Raw genomic sequence first — 19,595 nt, 5'->3', positions numbered from 1 at the left:
CAAATTAGATTTTTTTAAATTCTCTAAAATAAAAAAAATTACTTAAAATTTAAAGTAGGTTTTAAGTTGCACCGATATACTTTGCCTTGGAAAAAAGAGTTAGGCTTGTAGATAACCAGCAAGCAAGGAGGCGATAAAAGTGTCAACACCCACAACTTTTGAAAGAAAGGAAGTCAAGTATTTCATTTCGTATCAGCAAAGAGGAGAGCTGTCAGCCCTGATTGAACGGTATATGAGTCCTGATACCTTTGGAAAATCAACCATTATGAATATTTATTATGATACGGATGACAAACAGTTCATTCGTCATTCTATGGAAAAGCCGGTATATAAGGAAAAATTGAGAGTGCGTAGTTATGGAACTCCCACACCGGATTCCACGGTTTTTGTGGAACTGAAAAAAAAATATAAAGGAATTGTTTATAAAAGGAGAGTATCCATGAGTCAAAGTGATGCAAAACTTTGGTTAGAAAAAGATGCCGTACCACCCCAGGATACACAAATCATTCGAGAGATTGATTATTTTACTCACACCAATGCAATTAAGCCTTCTGTATTATTGTCTTACCAAAGAGAGGCATTTTTCGGAAAAGAAGATTTCGATTTTCGTATGACATTTGATGATGCTATTCTTTGGCGGGATTATGATATTTGCCTTTGCAAGGGGGCTTATGGTTCGGAGTTATTGCCAAAGGGAATGCAGCTTTTGGAGGTAAAAGCTGCATTGGGCATCCCCTTATGGCTTAGCAAATTTTTTAGTGATAACTCCATTTTTAAGACCAGCTATTCCAAATATGGCAATGCATATGTTGCCATGACACAAAGGGAGAGGAGGGACAAATTTAGTGCTTAATTTTATTTCAGGAAATGTTTTAAATCCAATAGTGGAAACCCAAATTCCGTTGTTATCTTTTTTTCTTTGTATAGCCACAGCGCTGTTTATCGGTTTTTTGTTAATGTTGGTTCATAAAAAGCAAAGAAACAGCTCATCTGGTTTTTTGATAACTTTAGCAATGTTGCCTACGGTGGTTGCCATGGTAATCATAATGGTAAATGGGAACCTGGGAGCAGGTGTGGCTGTTGCCGGTGCATTTAGTTTGGTTCGGTTCCGTTCTGTTCCCGGAACAGCAAAAGAAATTGGTGCAATTTTTATTGCCATGGCGGCAGGCCTTGCTGTAGGAATGGGTTATTTGACATTAGCAATTATATTTGCAATCATCTTGATGCTGGTGGAGTTGATATACAACTCAAGAAAAATGAAGAGCTTTTTTAGCAATACCCAAGATCGTCAATTGCGCATTACCATTCCCGAAAATCTTGACTATACTGAAGTTTTTGATGATATTTTTGAAAAATATTTTAAAGAGTGTGATCTTTTGGAAGTAAAGACAACAAATTTGGGAAGTTTATTTCGCCTAACGTATCAGGTGACTATGAAAAATGGAGTAGAAGAAAAAAAGATGATAGATGCCATTCGATGTAGAAATGGAAATTTGGAAATTAGCCTTTCCAGACCATTAAGCCATAATGAGCTATAAACTAGGAGGTACGCGATGAAAGGGAGAAGAAGAACAGCAATAGCCGTTGTAACCATGGCTTGCTTGCTTTGTAGCTGTAATCAAGCAACAGTAAAGGGCGAAACCACAGATTCAACCATTGCCACTGGCGAAACAAAAGTAATTGCAACACCGCTAGACCCAACTACATTGTTTAGTGATAGGGATAAAGCAGGAACCTATGACGAAAGTTCAGCTGTTTCTATCAGTTTAAACGCCACAAAGGTAACAACCTCAGATAGCACCAAGGTTAGCATTAAAGGTTCTGTGGCAACCATTCAAGATGAGGGTGTTTACGTTTTAAGTGGTAATCTTACCAATGGTCAAATTATAATTGATGCGAAAACAGCGGATAAAGTCCAACTGGTTCTTAAGGGAGTGGCCATTAATTGCGATACCAGTGCAGCTCTCTATGTTCGACAGGCAGATAAAGTTTTTGTGACTTTGGCTGCTAACTCAGAGAACATTCTTACCAACAAAAGCGAGTTTGTTGCCATTGATGACAACAAAATTGATGGTGTTGTCTTTGCGAAGGATGATATTACAATCAATGGAAGCGGCACGTTATACATTCATGCGGCTTATGGCAGTGGTGTTGTTGCAAAGGATGAGTTGACATTGGTAGGAGGTACATTTGAGGTGACTGCGGCAGAGCATGGTTTTGCTGCAAAGGATAGTATCTGCATTGCAGATGGAACCTTCCAAGTGAACGCGGGCAAGGATGGATTCCATAGCGAAAACAAGGACGAGGCAACAAAGGGATTTATATATGTTGGGGGCGGAAAATATACTATTACATCCCAAGGGGATGGCTTTGATGCAGCAGCACTGCTGCAGATTCATGATGGAACATTCCAGATTGTATCCGGTGGAGGTCTTGAGGTTTCTTTAGCAGATGATACCAGTGCAAAGGGAATAAAAGCTGGTGGTGATGTGCTTATCGCTAAAGGTAGTTTTGCTCTAGATTGTGCTGATGATGCAGTACATACCAATGGCAGTTTCTGTGTTAAGGATGGTAGTTATACAATTGCCACAGGTGATGACGGATTCCATGCAGATAGCCAAGCCATTATTGAGGGGGGAACAATTAAAATTACAAAATGCTATGAAGGTATTGAAGGTGAAAAGGTGCTTATTTCTGCAGGCGATATTCACATCGTTGCATCCGATGATGGTATAAATGCAGCAGAGAATGGCGAGGCTAATGATGAGAAAGAATTTCCCCAACAAAATAAAACAGAAGATGGAGAAATGCCTGCCTTTGATACTGATAAGGCTCCTCCAACAGATGGAGAAAGACCTGATTTTGATGGAACTACCAGTGCAACAACAATGGGTAATCCACCAGTGCAACCACCTCAGGGTGTAGAGGGAAAAAATGGACACATGCCAATGGATCCTATGGGCAAAGGTGGCGGTTTTAGAGCAAGTGAAAATTGTGACATTACCATTTCTGGTGGCAAGGTTATCATTGATGTAAAAGGTGATGGGATAGATTCCAACGGAACCATCCATTTCTCTGGCGGTGAAGTCTATGTGACAGGCCCTGAAAGTGGTGCTGACTCCCCCATTGATGCTGATGGTGAGGTGACCATCACAGGAGGGAAGGTTGTTGCTTGTGGTTCTAACGGAATGTTCCGTGGATTTGGCAGCCAATCCACCCAAAGCTGGGCACAGTATAACCTGTCATCTTCTGAAAGTGGAAAAGTAACATTAAAAAGTGGAAGTACAATCGTTTTGGAATATAATCCAACAAGAGCTTATCCAACAGTTGTGATCTCCTGCCCTGAATTAAAGAATGGTTCATTTTACACTATAGCAATGGGAGAGCAAAGCCAGAGCTTTATAATGAGTGGACTTAGTTATTCCTATGGCACAGCAAATTCATTCGGCAATAGAGGCGAAAAGGGACAAATGAATGGCACTAGGCCAGAAAAGACAACAATGTCAAATGGAACGAAGACACAAAAAACAGCACAAATATCTTAACTTGACATAGAGAAGCCGGGCTTACGCCTTAGTCCGGAGATGAAGGGCTCTCTAAATAAGTTAAATATCTAAGGTGTGGGTAATTTGCACCAGGCAAAAAATGGGGATCTAAAACAAGTCATATTGTTTTTTGTAAATGAATAAAAATATGGAGTAAATTGTTTGGTTTAAACTTCATTTAAGCTATCAAGTTTATAATAAGTTAAACAGTATTTAGCCCTATTCAATATTTTATTCTTATCTAAAATATTGATAAAAAGACCTATTGCCGAAAAGACAAATAGGTCTTTTTTATAGTAAAAGAACACATTTTTATGGTTTATGGTACAATGGGAAAAAGATTTTATTTTGCTTGTCAGGAGGTGGTCACCTATGAGGATTTTATTGGCTGAGGATGAAAAAGAGCTCTCTAATGCATTGGTAACATTTTTGCAACGTAGCGGCTTTTCTGTTGATGCTGTTTATAATGGAGGGGATGCTTTGGATTATTTGGAAGCGGATAATTATGATGGCGTTATTTTGGATATTATGATGCCTAAGGTAGATGGTCTCACCGTTTTAAAAAGATTGCGAGAAAAGAGGAATAGGATTCCTGTTCTCATGCTAACTGCCAAGTCTGAGGTTGATGATCGGGTTTTGGGATTAGATAGCGGAGCCAATGACTATTTGACAAAACCCTTTGCTATGAAGGAGCTAATTGCACGGCTTCGTGCCATGACCAGAAACACAGAATGCAGTGGGGATAACCTATTAACAATTGGAAATATGACACTGGACCGTAGCACCTTTATCCTTTCCACCCAAAAAGCACAAATACGCCTTATGGGAAAAGAATTTCAAATGATGGAATTATTACTGTTAAATCCCAATCAATTAATATCGGCGGAGCGTTTTTTGGAGCGAATTTGGGGTTACGATACCCAAGCGGAGATAAGTGTGGTTTGGGTTTATATATCCTACTTACGCCGTCGCCTCACAACTGTGGGGGCAAATGTTCAAATAAAATCGGTAAGGAATTCGGGTTATACTTTGGAGGTTATATCATGAGCGAAAAATTAAGGCTTCGTTTTATTGGTATCGCTTCGCTATGCGTATTCATTGTGCTTTTTTTGTTTCTTGTTTGTATCAATGTATGGAATTATAGTAATATGACCCATAACGCAGATAGAACACTAAATGCCATCTCTGCCAATAACGGCATTTTTCCAAAGATTCATAAGGACAAGCCCAAAGGAGAATTTATTCCTGAAAAGAGATTAGAATTTTCGCCCGAGGAGCCTTTTTCAACACGATATTTTTCAGTCACCTTAAATGGGGAGCAAGAGCAAATTGCCATTAATATGAATAGTATTGCCTCTGTTTCCTTGGGGGAAGCAAATGATATGACAAATTCAGTGATGGAGAAGGGGAAGGACAGGGGTTTTTATGGCTCTTATCGATACCACAAAACGGAAGTGGAAGAGGGAACATTACTGGTGTTTTTAGACTGTACAAAAGATTTGTTTTTTACAAATAATTTTCTTTTAAACAGTATTTATGTGGGTGGTGCGGGCTTTCTGGCAGTTTGCTTCTTAATTGTGCTTCTTTCAAAAGCAGCGGTGCGTCCTGTGGCGGAAAGTTATGAAAAACAGAAAACATTCATTACCAATGCAGGTCATGAGTTAAAAACGCCCCTTTCTATTATTGATGCAAATAGAGAGGTGATAGAGATGGAAAATGGAGAAAGCCAATGGACGCAAAGCATTAAACATCAAGTAGAACGTCTAACCAGGCTAACTAACCAGTTGACCACCCTTGCAAAAATGGAGGAAAGCCCAGAAAAAAAATTCTTGGAAAACATTGATTTATCTAATATTATTAATGATGTATGTGACGAAATGGAAGCCTTTGCCCAAGGGCAGGGAAAAACCATTGTGTCATCCGTCAGTCCCAATGTAATGATAAACGGGAATGAAGATCAGTTACGCCAATTGTTGTATATCCTTTTGGATAATGGCGTAAAGCATTCGAAGGAGAACTCTGTTATAGAAGTAACTTTAGCCAATAATGGAAAATTAACCATTAGAAATCAGGCGTATTTGGAACAGACAGGGAATATGAATATTTTGCTAGAACGCTTTTATCGTATGGACTCCTCAAGAAGCAGACAAACGGGTGGTTATGGATTAGGCCTTTCCATTGCAAACGCCATTGTGGAGCAACATAAAGGCAAAATTTCTATTATGGCGTTAAAAGACGATACTTTAGAGCTCACAATTACTTTGCGATAAAAAGAAAAAGCATCCCCCCGTTGGTAATTACAGCTTGGTGATGCTTTTTTAGACTTGGTTTTTCAATTAGTTTTTTCCAGTAAATAGTAAAGAATGCGTGAAATGTTATGAATGACTTTTCTCCATAGATTTACCAAATGGATTTAAGATGTTAAGGGGATGGATGGGGTTAACATTCTAAAGCCTTCAAGTCTATGCCATCTTCTCTCATATTCTCTAACAATTGGGCGTGGAAAAAGCAACAGCCATAGCAAGGATAGAGAAGCATATGGCTTTCCATAATTAAAATCAAGCTATCTTCTATTGCTGTGTAGGGGGTTTCTTTTGTTGGAAAAGGGCAAAAACGCCCTAATTCTAGGGAGGAAACCTTTCCAGAAATCAAGCATGCAGCTTTATTTTTATCCCCCAAGAAAGAAGATCCTTTTTTTAGATGGACTAATTCTCCGCAAAAACAATCCATCATGGTTTGTAGCCCTTGGATAGATATTTTTCGAAAAAGGGGTAAAGCTTGTAAAAGTTCAAATTCTGTTTTCATCTTTTGTACCTCCATATATATGTATGGCTGGATTTTAGCACGAACCTTGGGTTCCGTCAAGGAAGGGGTACTTGACATTTATGAGATAGCAACATAAAATCAAACCATATCATGGCGGTTGTATAAAGGAGGATAAATATGGTTCCCAAGCATATAGAAGTTTTACCATTTTTTAAAAGTCTTTCCCAAGAGGAGAGAGGGTTTTTTGAAAAGAATCAAAAAATTCTTACTTTCCAAGAAGGGGATTTGATTTATACACCGGCAAAGGGCTCTTTGGGTATGGTGCAAGTATTAAAAGGCGCAGTACGTGCCTATTTGATTTCAGAAGAGGGAAAAAAAGCAACCATCTTTCGCTTGCGTGAGGGAGAGTTTTGCATGCTCACCATGTCTTGTGCCATGTCTCAAATTACTTTTGATGTGGAGGTTGAGGCTTGCGAGGACTGCCAGCTTTTATTACTACCGACTGAGGTTTTTGCTAGCGTAGAGCAACAAAATATTTATGTCAAAAATTTTTCGTTGGAGTTGATGATGGAGCGTATGTCATCTTTGGTGGAAGCGGTGCAGCAAATGATGTTTTTAAACCTGGAGCAACGCCTGGCTTCTTATATTCTGGATGAAAGTAGTCAACGAAAAAGCGATACATTGTATTTAACCCAGGAGCAAATTGCAGAGAATATCGGCAGTGCCAGAGAAGCGGTAAGCCGTACTTTAAAACGTATGAAAGAAAAAAAGTTAATTTCTGTAGGTCGTGGTTGTATTCAGATTTTAGACAAAAAAGGACTGTATTCATTGCTTTGACATGAGAACAGGGTACCATTGGTTTTAATGATACCCTTAGAAAGGGGGATACAAGATATTCATTCCTCTTTATATTTTGCTTTACATATCAGTTGCGTCATAGTTCCCATAGGGCAATATACACACCAAGTACGAGGGCGGAAAAGGATCATTGTAATAAAACCCAGTAATGTAGAGGTCAGCATAATGCTATAAAAACCAAATGCAAATTGTTTCACCCAATCTGCCACAGGAGCAGAGGAGGAGGCAAACGCCCAAGGTAAAGAAAAGCTCCAAAGAAGGGTAACAATTTCTTTTAGATTTCTTTCGCCGGAAAACACCAAATAGGTGGAGAAAATCATGTTGAAAAACATGACCATAAAGAAAGTTAAAAAGCCATAACGAAACCACTTACTATAAATCCACTTTGGGATAGGTCGATTTAAAGAAAAGCGTTTTCCTAGAATGGAAAACAGTTGTCCTCTGCCGCAGTAGCGGTTGCAATACCCTTTTTTACCCCCGGAAAAGGACATGATCAGGGGAATAAAAAAACAGATTAACCCAAGCCATGCGAATAATATATTGAAAAATCCTAAAATCAAATAAACAGAGGATACAACCCAAAGATATTCATACCAATTTTTTTTCTTAGCCAAGGGAATCAACCTCCTTTATGGAGATGATGTCGGCTGGGCAGGCTTTTGCACAGATGCCACACCCAATACAAAGGGACTCATTTACTTTGGCATAAATTCCATGGTATATTGCAATAGCATTTTTGGGACATACTTTTTCACAACAGCCGCAGGACACACAATCCTTTGTGGATACGGTTGCAATTTTTTTCATACTAAACCTCCTGTGTCATATATAGAGCTTTTTTTGGACAGGTCATTGCGCACCTACCGCACCCGATGCAGATGTCCTGGTGGACAGTGGGGGCAGCATTTCTTTTATCTTGTGTTAAGGCGCCAACGGGACAAACCCTTACAGCGGGACAAGCGTGGTCCTGGGGGCATTTGTTCACATCAATTTTCGCAATTCTTTTCATTTTATTTCATCCTTTCAAATTTTAAGAGAAAGTTTTTTATTTTTATGGTATGATGATATCATAAACCGTTGCATAGTTCCGTAACTTTGTTACGAATTTTGAATTTTCAGGAGGATAGCCAATGAACGAGGAAACAAAGGAACTGACTTTGGTGGAACAAGCAGAACAAAACAGCAGTAACTATTTTCGACAAGGATTAAACTGTACAGAGTGTATTATGTGTACTTTTTTAGATATCTACAATAAAGAGATGCCAAGAGAAAGCTTGGCTTTGGCAACGGGGTTTGGTGCAGGATTGGGGAATACAAAAAACACTTGTGGTGCAATTACAGGTGCAGTTATGGCGTTAAGCAGTGTGGTTGGCAGGAAAGATCCCTTTGCCAAAGAAACCGTAGGGGAGAGGGTGGCTGAGTTAAAAGAAGTGTATTCCCTGGTGGGGGAAATGGTTCATGAGATTGAAAACAACTATGGAACATTGATTTGCAAAGAATTATCTGCGCCTTTGGGTGAATTTGAGGGAAAAGCAAGAAAGAAAAACTGTATGCAGATTATTGGCTATTGTGGTGGGCTGGCCATGAAATATGCATTAAAAGCAGAGGAATTAACAAAAACAAAAGAACTTGCAGCAAGTGAAAACTAAAAAAGAGGTGGTTTGAAATGAAAAAAAGCATTTTGGCAGCCATGGCGGCATTTTTTTTATTTGCTATGCCTGTAGCTGCACATCCGCCCATACAAGTATATGTTGACGGACAGACGGTTTCCTTTGACCAGGCACCTGTGATTATAGATGACCGCACTTTAGTACCCATGAGGGCCATATTCAAGGCGTTAGGAAGCCAGGTAACTTGGTCGGAGCCTAACCAAACAATAACATCCACCAAAGGTGGGGATACCGTTGTTTTAAAGATTGGAGACACAGGTCTTTATAAAAATGGACAGCTGGTATACACTATGGCAGTACCAGCCCAGATTATAAACGAAAGAACATTGGTGCCTATTCGTGCCATTGCTGAGGCTTTTGATGCGGATGTTGCATGGGATCCTATTGGTTATGTCATTACCATTTTGTCATCGGGCAGTGAAGTAGAGGGTGGGTATCATACTGATGTAAAGGCAGATGATGGTACAACCGTGTTATCTTTTAAAATGGATCTTCAAGATAGCAACGGCAGCAATGGAACAAAAATTAAAGACTCCCTTGAAATGGAAGTGAAATCCTTGGCTAAGGATTTTATAAATGACTTTGAGAACCAAGCAAAAAAAGAATATGAGTCGGCAAAGGTTCAGGGGCTACCTTTTACACCTTACTATTTTGTGGGCTCCTATGAGTTAACCAGGGATGATAGTAAGTATGTATCCTATTATGGCACCAGCACCCAGTATACAGGGGGGAGTGAAACGATAAGGGGATGTACGTCTCATACATATTCGGCTAGCACCGGAAAAGAGTTAACAATTTTTGATATCATTGATGATAGTGAAAAGGAACTTCACAACTTTTTCGTTTCTTCTTTTACAGCATTAATGGAGGAGAGGCCCAAAAGTTTTTATTCCAATGGAAAAGACCGATTGGAAGTCTATTTGGATGAGGTTGGATTTTATGTAATAGGAGATGGCCTTGGGTTCTATCTACCTCCAGAAACAATTGCGCCCAACGAAACAGGAATTGTTTCCTTTACGGTGAAGTATGTAGTTTAAAATTTCTTAGCTTGTTGCCAGGATAAAGTAAGAAGGAAATGGGACAAAAAAAAACACCCATAGGGGTGTTTTTTTATTTATAATTTTTTCCATTCGGATTTTAACTCTGAAATAATCTCCTCTTTTGTTTGAGGGGGATGATGGCCTTTAATGGCATAGCGAAATTCTATACGCTCAAGTTCATCAATATACGCCATTAATAGTACTTTATCATATACCCATATATCTCCCTGGGGAACAGAACAATAGGAATCACCCAAAAAGATGACACCGTCCTGAGGAATAATAAACACCACAGAATCTCTGCAATGGGGTGAAGTGATTTCTTTTAATATACAGGTTACATCTCCCAAATCAATCGTCATGGAACCATTGAAGCTGATTTCAGCAGTTTTGACTTTGATATCCCTTCGGTGGGTGTATTCTTTGCGGATGTGTGTATCTGAAAAAGCAGTTTCTTCACCTGTTTCCAGGCGTTTTGCCATAGAGGCATCATCCCAATTCCATTGTATCATCTTTTCTAGTTCTTTATTGGTTTTTCCGCCTGCAATGGTCACAGCATCTGTGGCCCACAGGCCAAAGCTATGATCCCAATGGGAATGGGTAATAGAAAGATAACGTGGTGAAGGTAAGTGGTTTTCCTGCAATTTTTCTATAAAATGATTGTAATGGGCGGCAGAGTTACCTGCATCCATCATGAAGGCCCCATTTTTTCCTTTTATATATCCAAGGGTTGGTCGATCCGTTTCGGGATCGTGCTCCATATAATAAATATGTTCCGTAAGTTTTGTAAACTTCATACAATTGTTCCTCTCATCTGAAAGTGTTATACATGGAAAGTACCGTTTATTATTAGAATAAACGGTACTTTATTTTTCTTTCAGTATATCCCTAGTGCAAGGGGAAAAGCAATATAAAGTTTCTATTTTTAATTTAGTTGTACTTTTTTCGGATTTTTATCTGCTTTTGCTGCTCTTTTTGTTGCTTTCTTTTCTTTGCGCTTAGATTTACGCTCATACATCCAAATATAAATCACGGGTATAAACACCAGGGTTACAACGGTTGAGAAAGCAAGACCAAAAATGACACCAACTGCTAAGCTCTGCATCATTTCGCTACCTTCTTGCTGGCTTAATGCCATAGGAAGCATACCCAAAATAGTGGTTAGGGTGGTCATTAAGATTGGGCGCAAACGTCTAGGTCCGGCTGTTACCAAAGCATCATAACAGCTTAGACCACGACCCATCAGTTGATTTACATAGTCCACCAATACAATGGCGTTATTTACTACCATACCCACTAGCATTACAAAACCCATAAGGGCAGGCATGGTTACGGAATGGCCCGTTAAGAATAGGCCCAAAATACCGCCGGTAATTGCCAAAGGCATTGAAAACATTACGATAAAAGGATAACGCATGGACTCGAACTGAGAAGCCATAATCATATAAACCAACAGTACAGCAATGACCATACACAGCATGAGACTTCTAAAAGAGTCCATCATCATTTCCATAGAGCCAGAATAGCCAAAAGTACAGCCTTCAGGGAATGGGAAAGATGCCAATGCCTGATCTACCAATTTTCGTGCCTCACTACCGGCTAAGTTTGGTGTATTGGCACTGATGCTGATATAGTTCTTTTGATTTTCTCGAGAAATAGAAGTGGCACTCTCACTAATTTCTACAGTAGCTACATCAGAAAGGGGAACTTGACCTCCCGTTGGGGATGTAACTGTTAAGTTATTTAAGTCTGTTAAATAGTTAAGTTGATTTGTATCGTAGCGAATCACTACGTCTAATTCTGAGCCATTTACTTTATATTTGGTTGCAGTAGAGCCGGAAATGGCAGTATTCAAAGCGCCGGCAATGGCAGATGTAGTGATGCCATAATGAGAAGCCTTACTACGGTCAATGACTACTTTTGCCTCTGGCACAGTACTGCCGGTGGACCCCTCTACATCGGTGAAACCTTTAATGTTGCTTATTAGCTCCACAATTTCATCTTCAATCTCCATTAAAACTTGGTTATCGTAGCCATATACGTTAAATGTAACATCGGTACCGCCCATACCGCCCATTGCTGCATCCGAGGAGGATACGGAAAGGTCAATACCGGGAATATCGCCTAGAAGGCTTTTGATTTCATCGCAAACCTCAGAGGTGCTACGATGTCTTTGATTTTTTGAAACCAAGTTCATAGAAATGGTTGCAGAGGCAGTACCGCTTGACATCATTCCAGCACCAACATTTGCATAAACGGTTTCGGCCTCGGGGATGGTTTGCAAACGATAAAGTGCTTCTAAAACCGTTTCTTCGGTAGTATCCAAATCAGTACCGTTAGGGAGGGTGATGGTAATACTTGCTGTACCCTCATCCATTTCCTCCATAAAATCCATACCGGCCATAGGCACAGTGGACAAACTGCCGATAAAGATGGCCAGCACAATCAAAACTGTTTTCTTACGATGTGCCAAAGCCCAACGCAAAATACCATCGTAAGATTGAGAAAGACGATCTAAAGCCCCATCCCATTTGGAAAGAGTAGAGGAAAATTTTTTATATTTTCTAAGCTTTGTTTTCTTATCTTTTTGCAATAACAATGCACAAGCCATAGGTACGAATGTTACCGCAACTACCAGGGAGGAAAGTAGTGCAAAAGTGATTGAGAAGGACAGATTTTGTAAAAGCTGTCCGACAGAACCTTTTACGAATGCAATTGGTAAAAATACCGCTACAGTTGTTAAAGTGGAGGCGGTGATTGCCATGGTTACTTCCTTAGCACCTACCTCGGCTGCTTCAGCAGGTGTATACCCACGCTCATAATACTGATAAATACTATCCAAAACTACTATGGAGTTGTCTACTAGCATACCGATACCTATGGCAACACCTCCCATGGAAATGATGTTTAGGGACATATCTGCCAGGTACATTAAGGCGAAAGTTGCCAAAATGGAAGTAGGGATAGATACGGCAATAATAGCTGAAGTAACTGCATTCTTTAAGAACAATAACAATACAAAGAAGGCAATCAAAGCACTCAGGAAAGCAGTTCCTGTTACGTTTGAGATAGAATCCTTGATATAGCCCGATGTGTCTGTTAAGAGGCTAATCTGCAGTTCTGGATATTCTTTTGCAAGCTTATTCATTTCTTTCTGAATCTTATCGCTTGTTTTTACTAAGTTTGCAGTCGACTGTTTGTCGATGGAGATCAAAATACCTTTTTCCCCATTTATATAGGAGAAGGCATCTCTATCCTTCTCAACTTCATCCACCTGTGCAACATCGCTAAGCTTAATCATTGCGCCTGTGGGTGTGGTTATGGGTAAAGATTTGATTTCTTCTATAGAAGAAAACTGACCAAGTGTACGAACCTGAACGGTGGTGTCACCTTGGGAAAGGGAACCCGATGGCAAGTTCATATTTTCAGCGGCTAAAAGCTGTGCAAGGGTATTGGTATTTAGGTTATATCCTGCTAATTTGCTAGGATCAACGGTAATACGTACTTCTTTTTCAATACCACCGTATAGCCCAACGGAGGCAATACCTTCAATTCGCTCAAAACGAGGGGCGATGTTATCCTCCAATAGGTCGTTCAGGGTATTTAGGTCCAGGTTTTTTGCCGTAACACCTAAGTTAATGGGAATAGCGTTCATATCCATTTTAAAGATAACGGGATCCCCAACATCATCAGGCAGGGCATTTTTTGTTCGGTCAATTACATCTCTAAGATCCAGAGATGCCATGTCAATATCTGTTCCATCAACAAATTGGATTAAAACCATAGAGTTGTTGGAATTTGAGATAGAGGTAATGGTATCCACATTGTTTACCGTTCCTAGAGCCTCTTCCAGAGGTTTTGAAACGAGGTTTTCTATTTCTTCGGGTCCCGCTCCTATATAAGTGGTACTTACCAATGCAACGGGAATATCTACGTTGGGCATTAGTGATAGATTTAAGCTGGTATATGCCACAATACCTGCAATGAAAACCATCAGTGACACCATGATCGTAGTGACAGGACGGCGTATGGAGAGTCTAGATAACATGGTTTATTCCTCCTTTGCCGTATCTTGTTGTGAGATTTTTTCTGCTGGAGCAGCATCGCTGGCAATGGTTACTTTTTCACCATCGGTTAAGTATGTTTGACCACGAGTAACTACTTGTGTACCTTCTGGTAAGTTAGAGGTAATTTGAATTGTTTCACCGGTTTCGATACCAATGGTTACAGGAGTTTTCTTGGCAGTATCCCCCTCTATCACGTAGATATATGTTTCATCATTTTTTGTTAAGACTGCATTTCTTGGCAGAACCAGAGCATCATCAGCCTTTTCTTTTGTGAAACTAACCTCAGCCAACATTCCCGATTTGATCACGCCATCTTTGTTATTTAATTCAACCTTTACAGAATATGTACCTGTTTGATTTGATGCAGGGCTAATGGTGGAAACTTTACCAATTAGGGGAACTTGGGAAATGGCGCTCATTCTTACCTCAACCTCATCTCCAATTTTGATGGAATTGACTGCTTGTTCGGATACGCCAACCTCAACTTTAATTGTGGAGAGATCCATAATCACATAAGCGGGGGTGGACTGACTAGCAAAGCTGCCCCTTTCTACGCTTCTGCTAACAATTACACCGGACATTGGCGCTGTTACAGAGCAATCTCCAATATTCTTTTGTAAAACTTCAAGGTTAATTTCTAAAGCTTGAATATTTGCTTTAGCAGACTCAAAAGCTAATTTTATTTGATCCATTTCCGTCTGGGAAATGATTCCTTGATCAAACAAAATTTTGTTGTTGTTATAGGTTTTCTCAGCATTTTCCAAGTTAAGTTTTGATACATTGTAGTTTGCCTGGGCACTACGCAATTGGTCATTTAAGTTTGAGGAATCAACAGTAAAGAGAACTTGATTTTCTTTAACATTGTCGCCAACTTCAAAGTTATAATTGAGTACTTCCCCTGGTATGGTTGGTGCTACAGCAATTTCCTTTGCTGCAGATGCCTTTCCAGAATAAGTAAAATTGCTGGAAATGGTATCTTTACCAATGGTGGAGACTTCAACCGTGCGCAATATGGTTTCTTCTTCTTGGCTGGCGTCGTTTGTACACCCAGCTAAGAGTGCTGCACAAAGACTTAATAATATGAGTTTTTGTTTCATTCTACAGTTCCTCCTGTTGATAGTAAATGATTAATCGCAGTGAGATGGGTGCAAAGGATATTTCTTGTTTCATTGTCAAAAGAATCAAAAAAACAACCTGCAACGTCCATCAACGCATTTTCTGTTGCAATAACAGCTTCGTTGCCCTTTTCCGTCAGATAAAAATATATTTTTCTGCCGTCATCACCTTTTGTGGGAGATTGTTTTTTCAAATACCCTTTAGCCACCAATTTTGAAATGCTTAGGGAAATACTACTCTTGCTGAGGCAAAAAAAATGGGAAATATCTGAAACAGTGTTTAACCCAAAATCCCTTATATGTAGTAAAATATGAAATTGTTGTACGGTAAGTTTTTCTTCCTCACCTTTTCCGTTTGTACTAAAAACCTGTTCTAAATGAACCCTGCTCCAGCAAACCAAATTTAGGTTTAGGGTTATCAGAAGCTCCGCAATTCTCTTGCCGCTTACATCGGACATAAAGCATCCTCCTCTATCCGCTTACAATATGCAACTAATTTTATGATAAAACTATTTTCGTGTCAATCAATTTATTGCAATTTATCATTAAGAAATTTTAAAGATTTTAATGAATTTATAAAATAAGTTTCTGAAAAGTATTCATACCATAATATTTATTTCAAATAAAAAAAAGATTTTCTTTATATGGGGTGATTAATCTAATGATTTTATGGCTGTATAAAAGGATGTATTTTACCTAAAACCGTCACAAGTGAAAAAATCGTTATATTTTTTCATGCAGGGGTTATTAATTTTTTTTCCCTAAGGGGGATGTTCATCTGAATCCATTCTGGTGGATATGTTTACCATTTAGGCAAGGGAAAAAATTTCTATAAAGGCGGTTTCCTATCTAGAAAAAAAGGGTCAAGGTAATTTGGTATCCAACATATAGGTGCTACCATTGGCTTACATATAGATTGCCGTCCTGCAAGGATAGTGGATGGGGAAAAAGGAAATAACAAAATAAAAGAAAAAAGCATTTCATTAAGACAGAAATGCTTTTGTAGGGCATTATGAGTTTGAATCAAGCCCTACTACGTATGTGTATTGCTTGCTATATGAGGCGTAAGGGGAAACAGCATTAATAAAGCCCTAGTACCTCCAATAAGTTTACGTAGGTATCAACACCATGGCATAGTATTTTTTCATCAAAATCAAAATCTGCGCTGTGCAGTGAGTGTATGAACCCTTTTTCAGGGTTACCTGAGCCTAGAAAGAAGAAGAGGCCTGGCACTACCTGTTGAAAAAAGGAGAAATCTTCAGCCAGCATATAAGGCTGTGTTGTCATATAATTGTTACCACAAGCTTTTTCTAAGGCTTCAACCAAAGAGGGGTCATTGTTGACAACGCGATACATATGGTTAAATTCTACGAAACCTTGGCAACCATACCCGGCAGCAATATTTTCAACGGTTTCCCCAATTCTTTTTATCATTTTTTCATAGACCTCATCGCTAAAAGCACGCATGGTACCCTCCAACCGCACCTCCTTTGCTAAAATATTACAAGCTTCTCCTCCATGGATGGAGCCAAAGGTTAAAACGCCGCTGTCCAAAGGGGAAATATTTCGGGATAAAATAGTTTGCAAGCCGCAAATAACAGCACCAGCGGCCAAAAGGGCATCCGCCCCCAATTGGGGTTGTGCACCATGGGCACTTTTACCTAGAATACGTACATATACTTCACCGTTTCTTGCCATCATGCCACCTGCTTTGCAGGCAATCATACCCTGAGGTACCTGAGGGAAGATGTGACATCCAATCACCTTGGAAATATTGTATTTTTCAAGGATACCTGCTTCCACCATAAGCTTTGCGCCCCCAGGGCCTTCTTCAGCTGGCTGAAAAATTAAAATAACATCACCTTTTGGACGCTGATTTTGTGCCATAAGATATTTAGCAAAGCCTAGAAGAATGGTCATATGTCCATCATGGCCACAGGCGTGCATAAGGCCATGGTGGCAGGATGCATAGGGCCTGGGCATTTCTTCCACAGGCAGAGCGTCCATATCGGCACGAAATGCAATGGGTTTTTCTATGCCTTGTCCTTTAATTAGGCCGATGACTCCAGTTTCTAGACTACGTTCAACCCAGTCCACGCCCATTGATTTTAGTTTATCTTCCACATAAGCGGCAGTTTTATGTTCTAAAAGACCCAACTCCGGAATTTGATGCAGATCCCGTCGCATCTGTCTTAGATCTTCCTCCATATTTAAAATATCATCACGCAAACAAATCGCTCCTTTTTAATCATTTTTACCATTGTATCACAAAAAACTATGGAAGAACCTTGGAAAATCCTTTTTTTTCATATATAATATTGGACATACTATCATGATTGGAGGAACAAATGATGAATTATGACATGACGAATCCTTATGAGATTGCAAAATATATTAAGGATGCCAAAAAAGTTACACCTGTAAAGGTTTACGTTAAGGGTGACTTAAAGGGTTTAGAAAAGGAAAATATAAAAATTTTCGGCAGTGATAACTTTTGGATTTTAATTGGTGATTGCGTTTTGGTAAAAGAGGTTTTAGATACCAAGGCTGACTGCATTGAAGAATATCATATGGAATATGATAGAAGAAATTCTGCGGTGCCTATGTTGGACGTTACCAACTTGGATGCACGTATTGAGCCAGGCTGTTTTATTCGTGATCGTGTGAAAATTGGTAAAAATGCAGTTGTGATGATGGGCGCTGTCATTAACATTGGCGCAGAAATTGGCGATGGTACAATGATTGATATGAATGCAGTTTTAGGTGCTAGAGCTACTGTTGGTAAAAATGCACATATTGGAGCAGGTGCAGTTTTGGCGGGCGTTTTGGAACCCCCTAGTGCAACTCCCGTTATTGTTGGTGATGGTGCTTTGGTTGGTGCCAATGCTGTTGTTTTAGAAGGCGTTAAGATTGGTGCAAACGCTGTTGTTGCAGCGGGCGCTATTGTAACGGCAGATGTGCCTGAAGGTGCTGTTGTTGCAGGCTCTCCAGCAAAAATTATCAAGATGAAAGATGAAAAAACAGAAGGCAAAACACAGATTTTAGAAGACTTAAGAAAATAAAAAAATGGAAGATTAAGGTTTGGCGAAATATTCACCAAGCCTTTTCTATTGCTTGCAAGACAAAGTAGGTTGTGATACCATGAAGATATTCCTTTGAAAAGTGGAAAATTATGAATAGTGGAGAGGGAAGTAAATGAAAATCAGAAAAAAATTGATGGTTTTTCTTGCTGTATTAATGGTTTTTTTAGTGGGGTGTGGCAGTAATAATAATGGGGGAACTGCTTATACTGAGGTGAATGTAGAAGATGGAATCAAGTTTTCATTAAATGACGACACGTTAAAAAGTTCTAGAGCAACCTTTACGCTAACAAATGAAACAGAGGCAGCCGTAAATTATAGTACCCATGAATACCATTTTGAACAGATGAAGGATGGCCAGTGGCAAGAGTTTACAGGCACAGCTCAATCCGATTGGGAGAAGGAGACGTCTGTGTTGGAAGCAGGGGATGCGGTAGAGTTGAGTTATGACTGGAAGACACTTTGTGGGAGTACCGCAAAAAATATGCAATATCGATTGATAATACTTGTAAACGATAGTCCTGTTGCTGCAGAATTCGCTGCCCAATAAAAAAAAAGACCCTCCACCAACAAGGTGGTGGGTTTTTTTATGGGAAAAAACAAGGGATTGTTTTTATAAGCTGAAAAAAATCTAATTTTGTTTGTTTTGCGATTTAAGAAAGTTAATATTATAAGAAAGAGTAAACAATTTTTTGCATAAGATATTTGGTAAACATGAATGTGTAGGGAGAAAAATGATATAAATTGCTTTCTTCTATGTGAATTAAAATACTAAACGGGAATAAAACCTGTTTTTTTTGCTTATATTAGGGTAACAGGAAGGAGGCAAAAGTGTGAATAAAAGCAAACAAAAAATGGATACTGTGCTAACAGAAGGGGAAAAAGTATTACTTGCCATTCAGGAGATTCAGACAAAGTTGATTTGTGCACGACAGGGATTTGAGTCGGCAACAGATGCAGCTTTGGTTGATAGTTATATTTATGAAATCACCGCTTTGCACAAAAAGTATGAATATTATCTAAAAACTGCAAAAGAAATGGGGTTGACGGCGTCTTTTCGTAAGATAGGCTGAAAAGTACAGAAGGGGGAGAGCAGTATTATGACAGAAGTGTTATCAGTCATGATTATAAGTTGTTTGATCATTTTAGCTTTAGCTACATTATCGAAACCATTAAAGGTATTATTTCGTTTTATTCTTTCCGCAGCCATTGGTGGATGTTGCCTTTGGCTTTGTAATCGGTTTGGATTACAGGTTGGCGTAAACCCTGCCACCATTTTTACCGTTGGGTTACTTGGGACACCAGGATTTATCGGACTATTAGTATTAAGTTTTTTTCTTTGAATTAAACTATAATTATTTGACAATTAGTTTCGAATGTGTTATATTTTTTGTGGATAATATTGTGGATAATATTGTGGATAATCATGACTTCCCTGTGTATAAAACTTGATT

21 protein-coding genes are annotated in these 19,595 nt (G+C 39.2%); 12 read left to right on the top strand and 9 right to left on the bottom strand.

Annotated features, from left to right (window positions below; genetic code table 11):
* The first annotated feature begins 139 nt into the window (after positions 1–139).
* The 5 genes from ABVZ64_RS04075 (at position 140) to ABVZ64_RS04055 (ending at position 5,815) form a co-directional block, all read left to right on the top strand.
* Positions 140–853, top strand: coding sequence for a polyphosphate polymerase domain-containing protein (locus tag ABVZ64_RS04075; protein ID WP_352399783.1), 714 nt, complete (start codon positions 140–142; stop codon positions 851–853).
* Positions 846–1,538 (top strand): DUF4956 domain-containing protein, encoded by a 693-nt coding sequence (locus ABVZ64_RS04070; protein ID WP_352399782.1) that lies wholly within the window; start codon positions 846–848, stop codon positions 1,536–1,538. The genes ABVZ64_RS04075 and ABVZ64_RS04070 overlap by 8 nt, the downstream gene beginning before the upstream one ends.
* 15 nt (positions 1,539–1,553) lie before the next feature.
* On the top strand, positions 1,554–3,545 hold the full coding sequence (locus ABVZ64_RS04065; RefSeq protein WP_352399781.1) for a carbohydrate-binding domain-containing protein: 1,992 nt from the start codon (positions 1,554–1,556) through the stop codon (positions 3,543–3,545).
* A 372-nt stretch (positions 3,546–3,917) separates the two neighbouring features.
* The gene (locus tag ABVZ64_RS04060; RefSeq protein WP_352399780.1) at positions 3,918–4,592 is read left to right on the top strand and encodes a response regulator transcription factor; all 675 of its coding nucleotides are present in this window, start codon (positions 3,918–3,920) and stop codon (positions 4,590–4,592) included.
* Positions 4,589–5,815: a sensor histidine kinase gene (locus ABVZ64_RS04055; protein ID WP_352399779.1), complete on the top strand. Its 1,227-nt coding sequence runs from the start codon at positions 4,589–4,591 to the stop codon at positions 5,813–5,815. The genes ABVZ64_RS04060 and ABVZ64_RS04055 overlap by 4 nt, the downstream gene beginning before the upstream one ends.
* 169 nt (positions 5,816–5,984) lie before the next feature.
* Here the strand turns inward: ABVZ64_RS04055 and ABVZ64_RS04050 are convergent, their stop codons facing one another.
* The gene (locus ABVZ64_RS04050) at positions 5,985–6,350 is read right to left on the bottom strand and encodes a hypothetical protein (RefSeq protein ID WP_352399778.1); all 366 of its coding nucleotides are present in this window, start codon (positions 6,348–6,350) and stop codon (positions 5,985–5,987) included.
* Positions 6,351–6,488: 138 nt separating this feature from the next.
* Between ABVZ64_RS04050 and ABVZ64_RS04045 the strand changes: the two genes are divergently transcribed.
* Entirely contained in the window at positions 6,489–7,148 is a 660-nt protein-coding gene (locus ABVZ64_RS04045; RefSeq protein WP_352399777.1) for a Crp/Fnr family transcriptional regulator, read from the top strand.
* 59 nt (positions 7,149–7,207) lie between these two features.
* Here the strand turns inward: ABVZ64_RS04045 and ABVZ64_RS04040 are convergent, their stop codons facing one another.
* The 3 genes from ABVZ64_RS04040 to ABVZ64_RS04030 are packed head-to-tail and all read right to left on the bottom strand — an operon-like array spanning position 7,208 to position 8,178.
* Positions 7,208–7,783: a 4Fe-4S binding protein gene (locus ABVZ64_RS04040; RefSeq protein ID WP_352399776.1), complete on the bottom strand. Its 576-nt coding sequence runs from the start codon at positions 7,781–7,783 to the stop codon at positions 7,208–7,210.
* A complete protein-coding gene (locus ABVZ64_RS04035) occupies positions 7,776–7,976 on the bottom strand; it encodes a 4Fe-4S binding protein (protein WP_352399775.1) in 201 nt (66 codons plus the stop codon). Before ABVZ64_RS04035 ends, ABVZ64_RS04040 begins: the two co-directional genes overlap by 8 nt.
* Position 7,977: 1 nt before the next feature.
* Entirely contained in the window at positions 7,978–8,178 is a 201-nt protein-coding gene (locus tag ABVZ64_RS04030) for a 4Fe-4S binding protein (RefSeq protein WP_352399774.1), read from the bottom strand.
* A gap of 121 nt (positions 8,179–8,299) precedes the next feature.
* Between ABVZ64_RS04030 and ABVZ64_RS04025 the strand changes: the two genes are divergently transcribed.
* Together ABVZ64_RS04025 and ABVZ64_RS04020 are read left to right on the top strand one after the other, a co-directional pair.
* Positions 8,300–8,818, top strand: coding sequence for a C-GCAxxG-C-C family protein (locus ABVZ64_RS04025; RefSeq protein ID WP_352399773.1), 519 nt, complete (start codon positions 8,300–8,302; stop codon positions 8,816–8,818).
* Between the two features lie 17 nt (positions 8,819–8,835).
* On the top strand, positions 8,836–9,876 hold the full coding sequence (locus ABVZ64_RS04020; protein ID WP_352399772.1) for a GNAT family N-acetyltransferase: 1,041 nt from the start codon (positions 8,836–8,838) through the stop codon (positions 9,874–9,876).
* Between the two features lie 77 nt (positions 9,877–9,953).
* Here the strand turns inward: ABVZ64_RS04020 and ABVZ64_RS04015 are convergent, their stop codons facing one another.
* The 5 genes from ABVZ64_RS04015 to ABVZ64_RS03995 form a co-directional block, all read right to left on the bottom strand.
* Positions 9,954–10,676 carry an MBL fold metallo-hydrolase gene (locus tag ABVZ64_RS04015; RefSeq protein ID WP_352399771.1) on the bottom strand — a complete coding sequence of 241 codons (723 nt, stop codon included), beginning with the start codon at positions 10,674–10,676 and terminating at the stop codon, positions 9,954–9,956.
* Positions 10,677–10,804: 128 nt separating this feature from the next.
* Complete coding sequence (locus ABVZ64_RS04010; protein WP_352399770.1) at positions 10,805–13,927, bottom strand: efflux RND transporter permease subunit; 3,123 nt, start codon at positions 13,925–13,927, stop codon at positions 10,805–10,807.
* A gap of 3 nt (positions 13,928–13,930) precedes the next feature.
* On the bottom strand, positions 13,931–15,043 hold the full coding sequence (locus tag ABVZ64_RS04005; RefSeq protein ID WP_352399769.1) for an efflux RND transporter periplasmic adaptor subunit: 1,113 nt from the start codon (positions 15,041–15,043) through the stop codon (positions 13,931–13,933).
* Positions 15,040–15,519, bottom strand: a complete 480-nt coding sequence (locus ABVZ64_RS04000) for a MarR family winged helix-turn-helix transcriptional regulator (RefSeq protein WP_352399768.1) — start codon at positions 15,517–15,519, stop codon at positions 15,040–15,042. Before ABVZ64_RS04000 ends, ABVZ64_RS04005 begins: the two co-directional genes overlap by 4 nt.
* A 622-nt stretch (positions 15,520–16,141) precedes the next feature.
* Positions 16,142–17,290 (bottom strand): M20 metallopeptidase family protein, encoded by a 1,149-nt coding sequence (locus ABVZ64_RS03995; protein WP_352399767.1) that lies wholly within the window; start codon positions 17,288–17,290, stop codon positions 16,142–16,144.
* Positions 17,291–17,409: 119 nt separating this feature from the next.
* Here ABVZ64_RS03995 and dapD point away from each other — a divergent pair, with 119 nt between their 5' ends.
* The 4 genes from dapD (at position 17,410) to ABVZ64_RS03975 (ending at position 19,484) form a co-directional block, all read left to right on the top strand.
* A complete protein-coding gene (gene dapD / locus ABVZ64_RS03990; protein ID WP_352399766.1) occupies positions 17,410–18,123 on the top strand; it encodes a 2,3,4,5-tetrahydropyridine-2,6-dicarboxylate N-acetyltransferase in 714 nt (237 codons plus the stop codon).
* 133 nt (positions 18,124–18,256) lie between these two features.
* Entirely contained in the window at positions 18,257–18,691 is a 435-nt protein-coding gene (locus ABVZ64_RS03985) for an immunoglobulin-like domain-containing protein (protein ID WP_352399765.1), read from the top strand.
* 283 nt (positions 18,692–18,974) lie between these two features.
* Positions 18,975–19,214 carry a DUF2508 family protein gene (locus ABVZ64_RS03980; protein WP_352399764.1) on the top strand — a complete coding sequence of 80 codons (240 nt, stop codon included), beginning with the start codon at positions 18,975–18,977 and terminating at the stop codon, positions 19,212–19,214.
* 27 nt (positions 19,215–19,241) lie between these two features.
* Positions 19,242–19,484: a pro-sigmaK processing inhibitor BofA family protein gene (locus tag ABVZ64_RS03975; RefSeq protein WP_352399763.1), complete on the top strand. Its 243-nt coding sequence runs from the start codon at positions 19,242–19,244 to the stop codon at positions 19,482–19,484.
* Positions 19,485–19,595 lie beyond the last annotated feature (111 nt).

The sequence above is a fragment of the Anaerotignum sp. genome (genome assembly GCF_040307045.1).
Classification (GTDB): domain Bacteria; phylum Bacillota; class Clostridia; order Lachnospirales; family Anaerotignaceae; genus Chakrabartyella.
This window is presented reverse-complemented; position numbering and strand designations above follow the sequence as displayed.

What these genes read in the sequence shown, in the direction of transcription:
- ABVZ64_RS04065 (WP_352399781.1), top strand. Translation starts at nt 1,554, where the DNA reads ATGAAAGGGAGAAGAAGAACAGCAATAGCCGTTGTAACCATGGCTTGC.
- ABVZ64_RS04060 (WP_352399780.1), top strand. Translation starts at nt 3,918, where the DNA reads ATGAGGATTTTATTGGCTGAGGATGAAAAAGAGCTCTCTAATGCATTG.
- ABVZ64_RS04055 (WP_352399779.1), top strand. Translation starts at nt 4,589, where the DNA reads ATGAGCGAAAAATTAAGGCTTCGTTTTATTGGTATCGCTTCGCTATGC.
- ABVZ64_RS04050 (WP_352399778.1), bottom strand. Translation starts at nt 6,350, where the DNA reads ATGAAAACAGAATTTGAACTTTTACAAGCTTTACCCCTTTTTCGAAAA.
- ABVZ64_RS04045 (WP_352399777.1), top strand. Translation starts at nt 6,489, where the DNA reads ATGGTTCCCAAGCATATAGAAGTTTTACCATTTTTTAAAAGTCTTTCC.
- ABVZ64_RS04035 (WP_352399775.1), bottom strand. Translation starts at nt 7,976, where the DNA reads ATGAAAAAAATTGCAACCGTATCCACAAAGGATTGTGTGTCCTGCGGC.
- ABVZ64_RS04030 (WP_352399774.1), bottom strand. Translation starts at nt 8,178, where the DNA reads ATGAAAAGAATTGCGAAAATTGATGTGAACAAATGCCCCCAGGACCAC.
- ABVZ64_RS04025 (WP_352399773.1), top strand. Translation starts at nt 8,300, where the DNA reads ATGAACGAGGAAACAAAGGAACTGACTTTGGTGGAACAAGCAGAACAA.
- ABVZ64_RS04020 (WP_352399772.1), top strand. Translation starts at nt 8,836, where the DNA reads ATGAAAAAAAGCATTTTGGCAGCCATGGCGGCATTTTTTTTATTTGCT.
- ABVZ64_RS04015 (WP_352399771.1), bottom strand. Translation starts at nt 10,676, where the DNA reads ATGAAGTTTACAAAACTTACGGAACATATTTATTATATGGAGCACGAT.
- ABVZ64_RS04010 (WP_352399770.1), bottom strand. Translation starts at nt 13,927, where the DNA reads ATGTTATCTAGACTCTCCATACGCCGTCCTGTCACTACGATCATGGTG.
- ABVZ64_RS04005 (WP_352399769.1), bottom strand. Translation starts at nt 15,043, where the DNA reads ATGAAACAAAAACTCATATTATTAAGTCTTTGTGCAGCACTCTTAGCT.
- ABVZ64_RS04000 (WP_352399768.1), bottom strand. Translation starts at nt 15,519, where the DNA reads ATGTCCGATGTAAGCGGCAAGAGAATTGCGGAGCTTCTGATAACCCTA.
- dapD (WP_352399766.1), top strand. Translation starts at nt 17,410, where the DNA reads ATGATGAATTATGACATGACGAATCCTTATGAGATTGCAAAATATATT.
- ABVZ64_RS03985 (WP_352399765.1), top strand. Translation starts at nt 18,257, where the DNA reads ATGAAAATCAGAAAAAAATTGATGGTTTTTCTTGCTGTATTAATGGTT.
- ABVZ64_RS03975 (WP_352399763.1), top strand. Translation starts at nt 19,242, where the DNA reads ATGACAGAAGTGTTATCAGTCATGATTATAAGTTGTTTGATCATTTTA.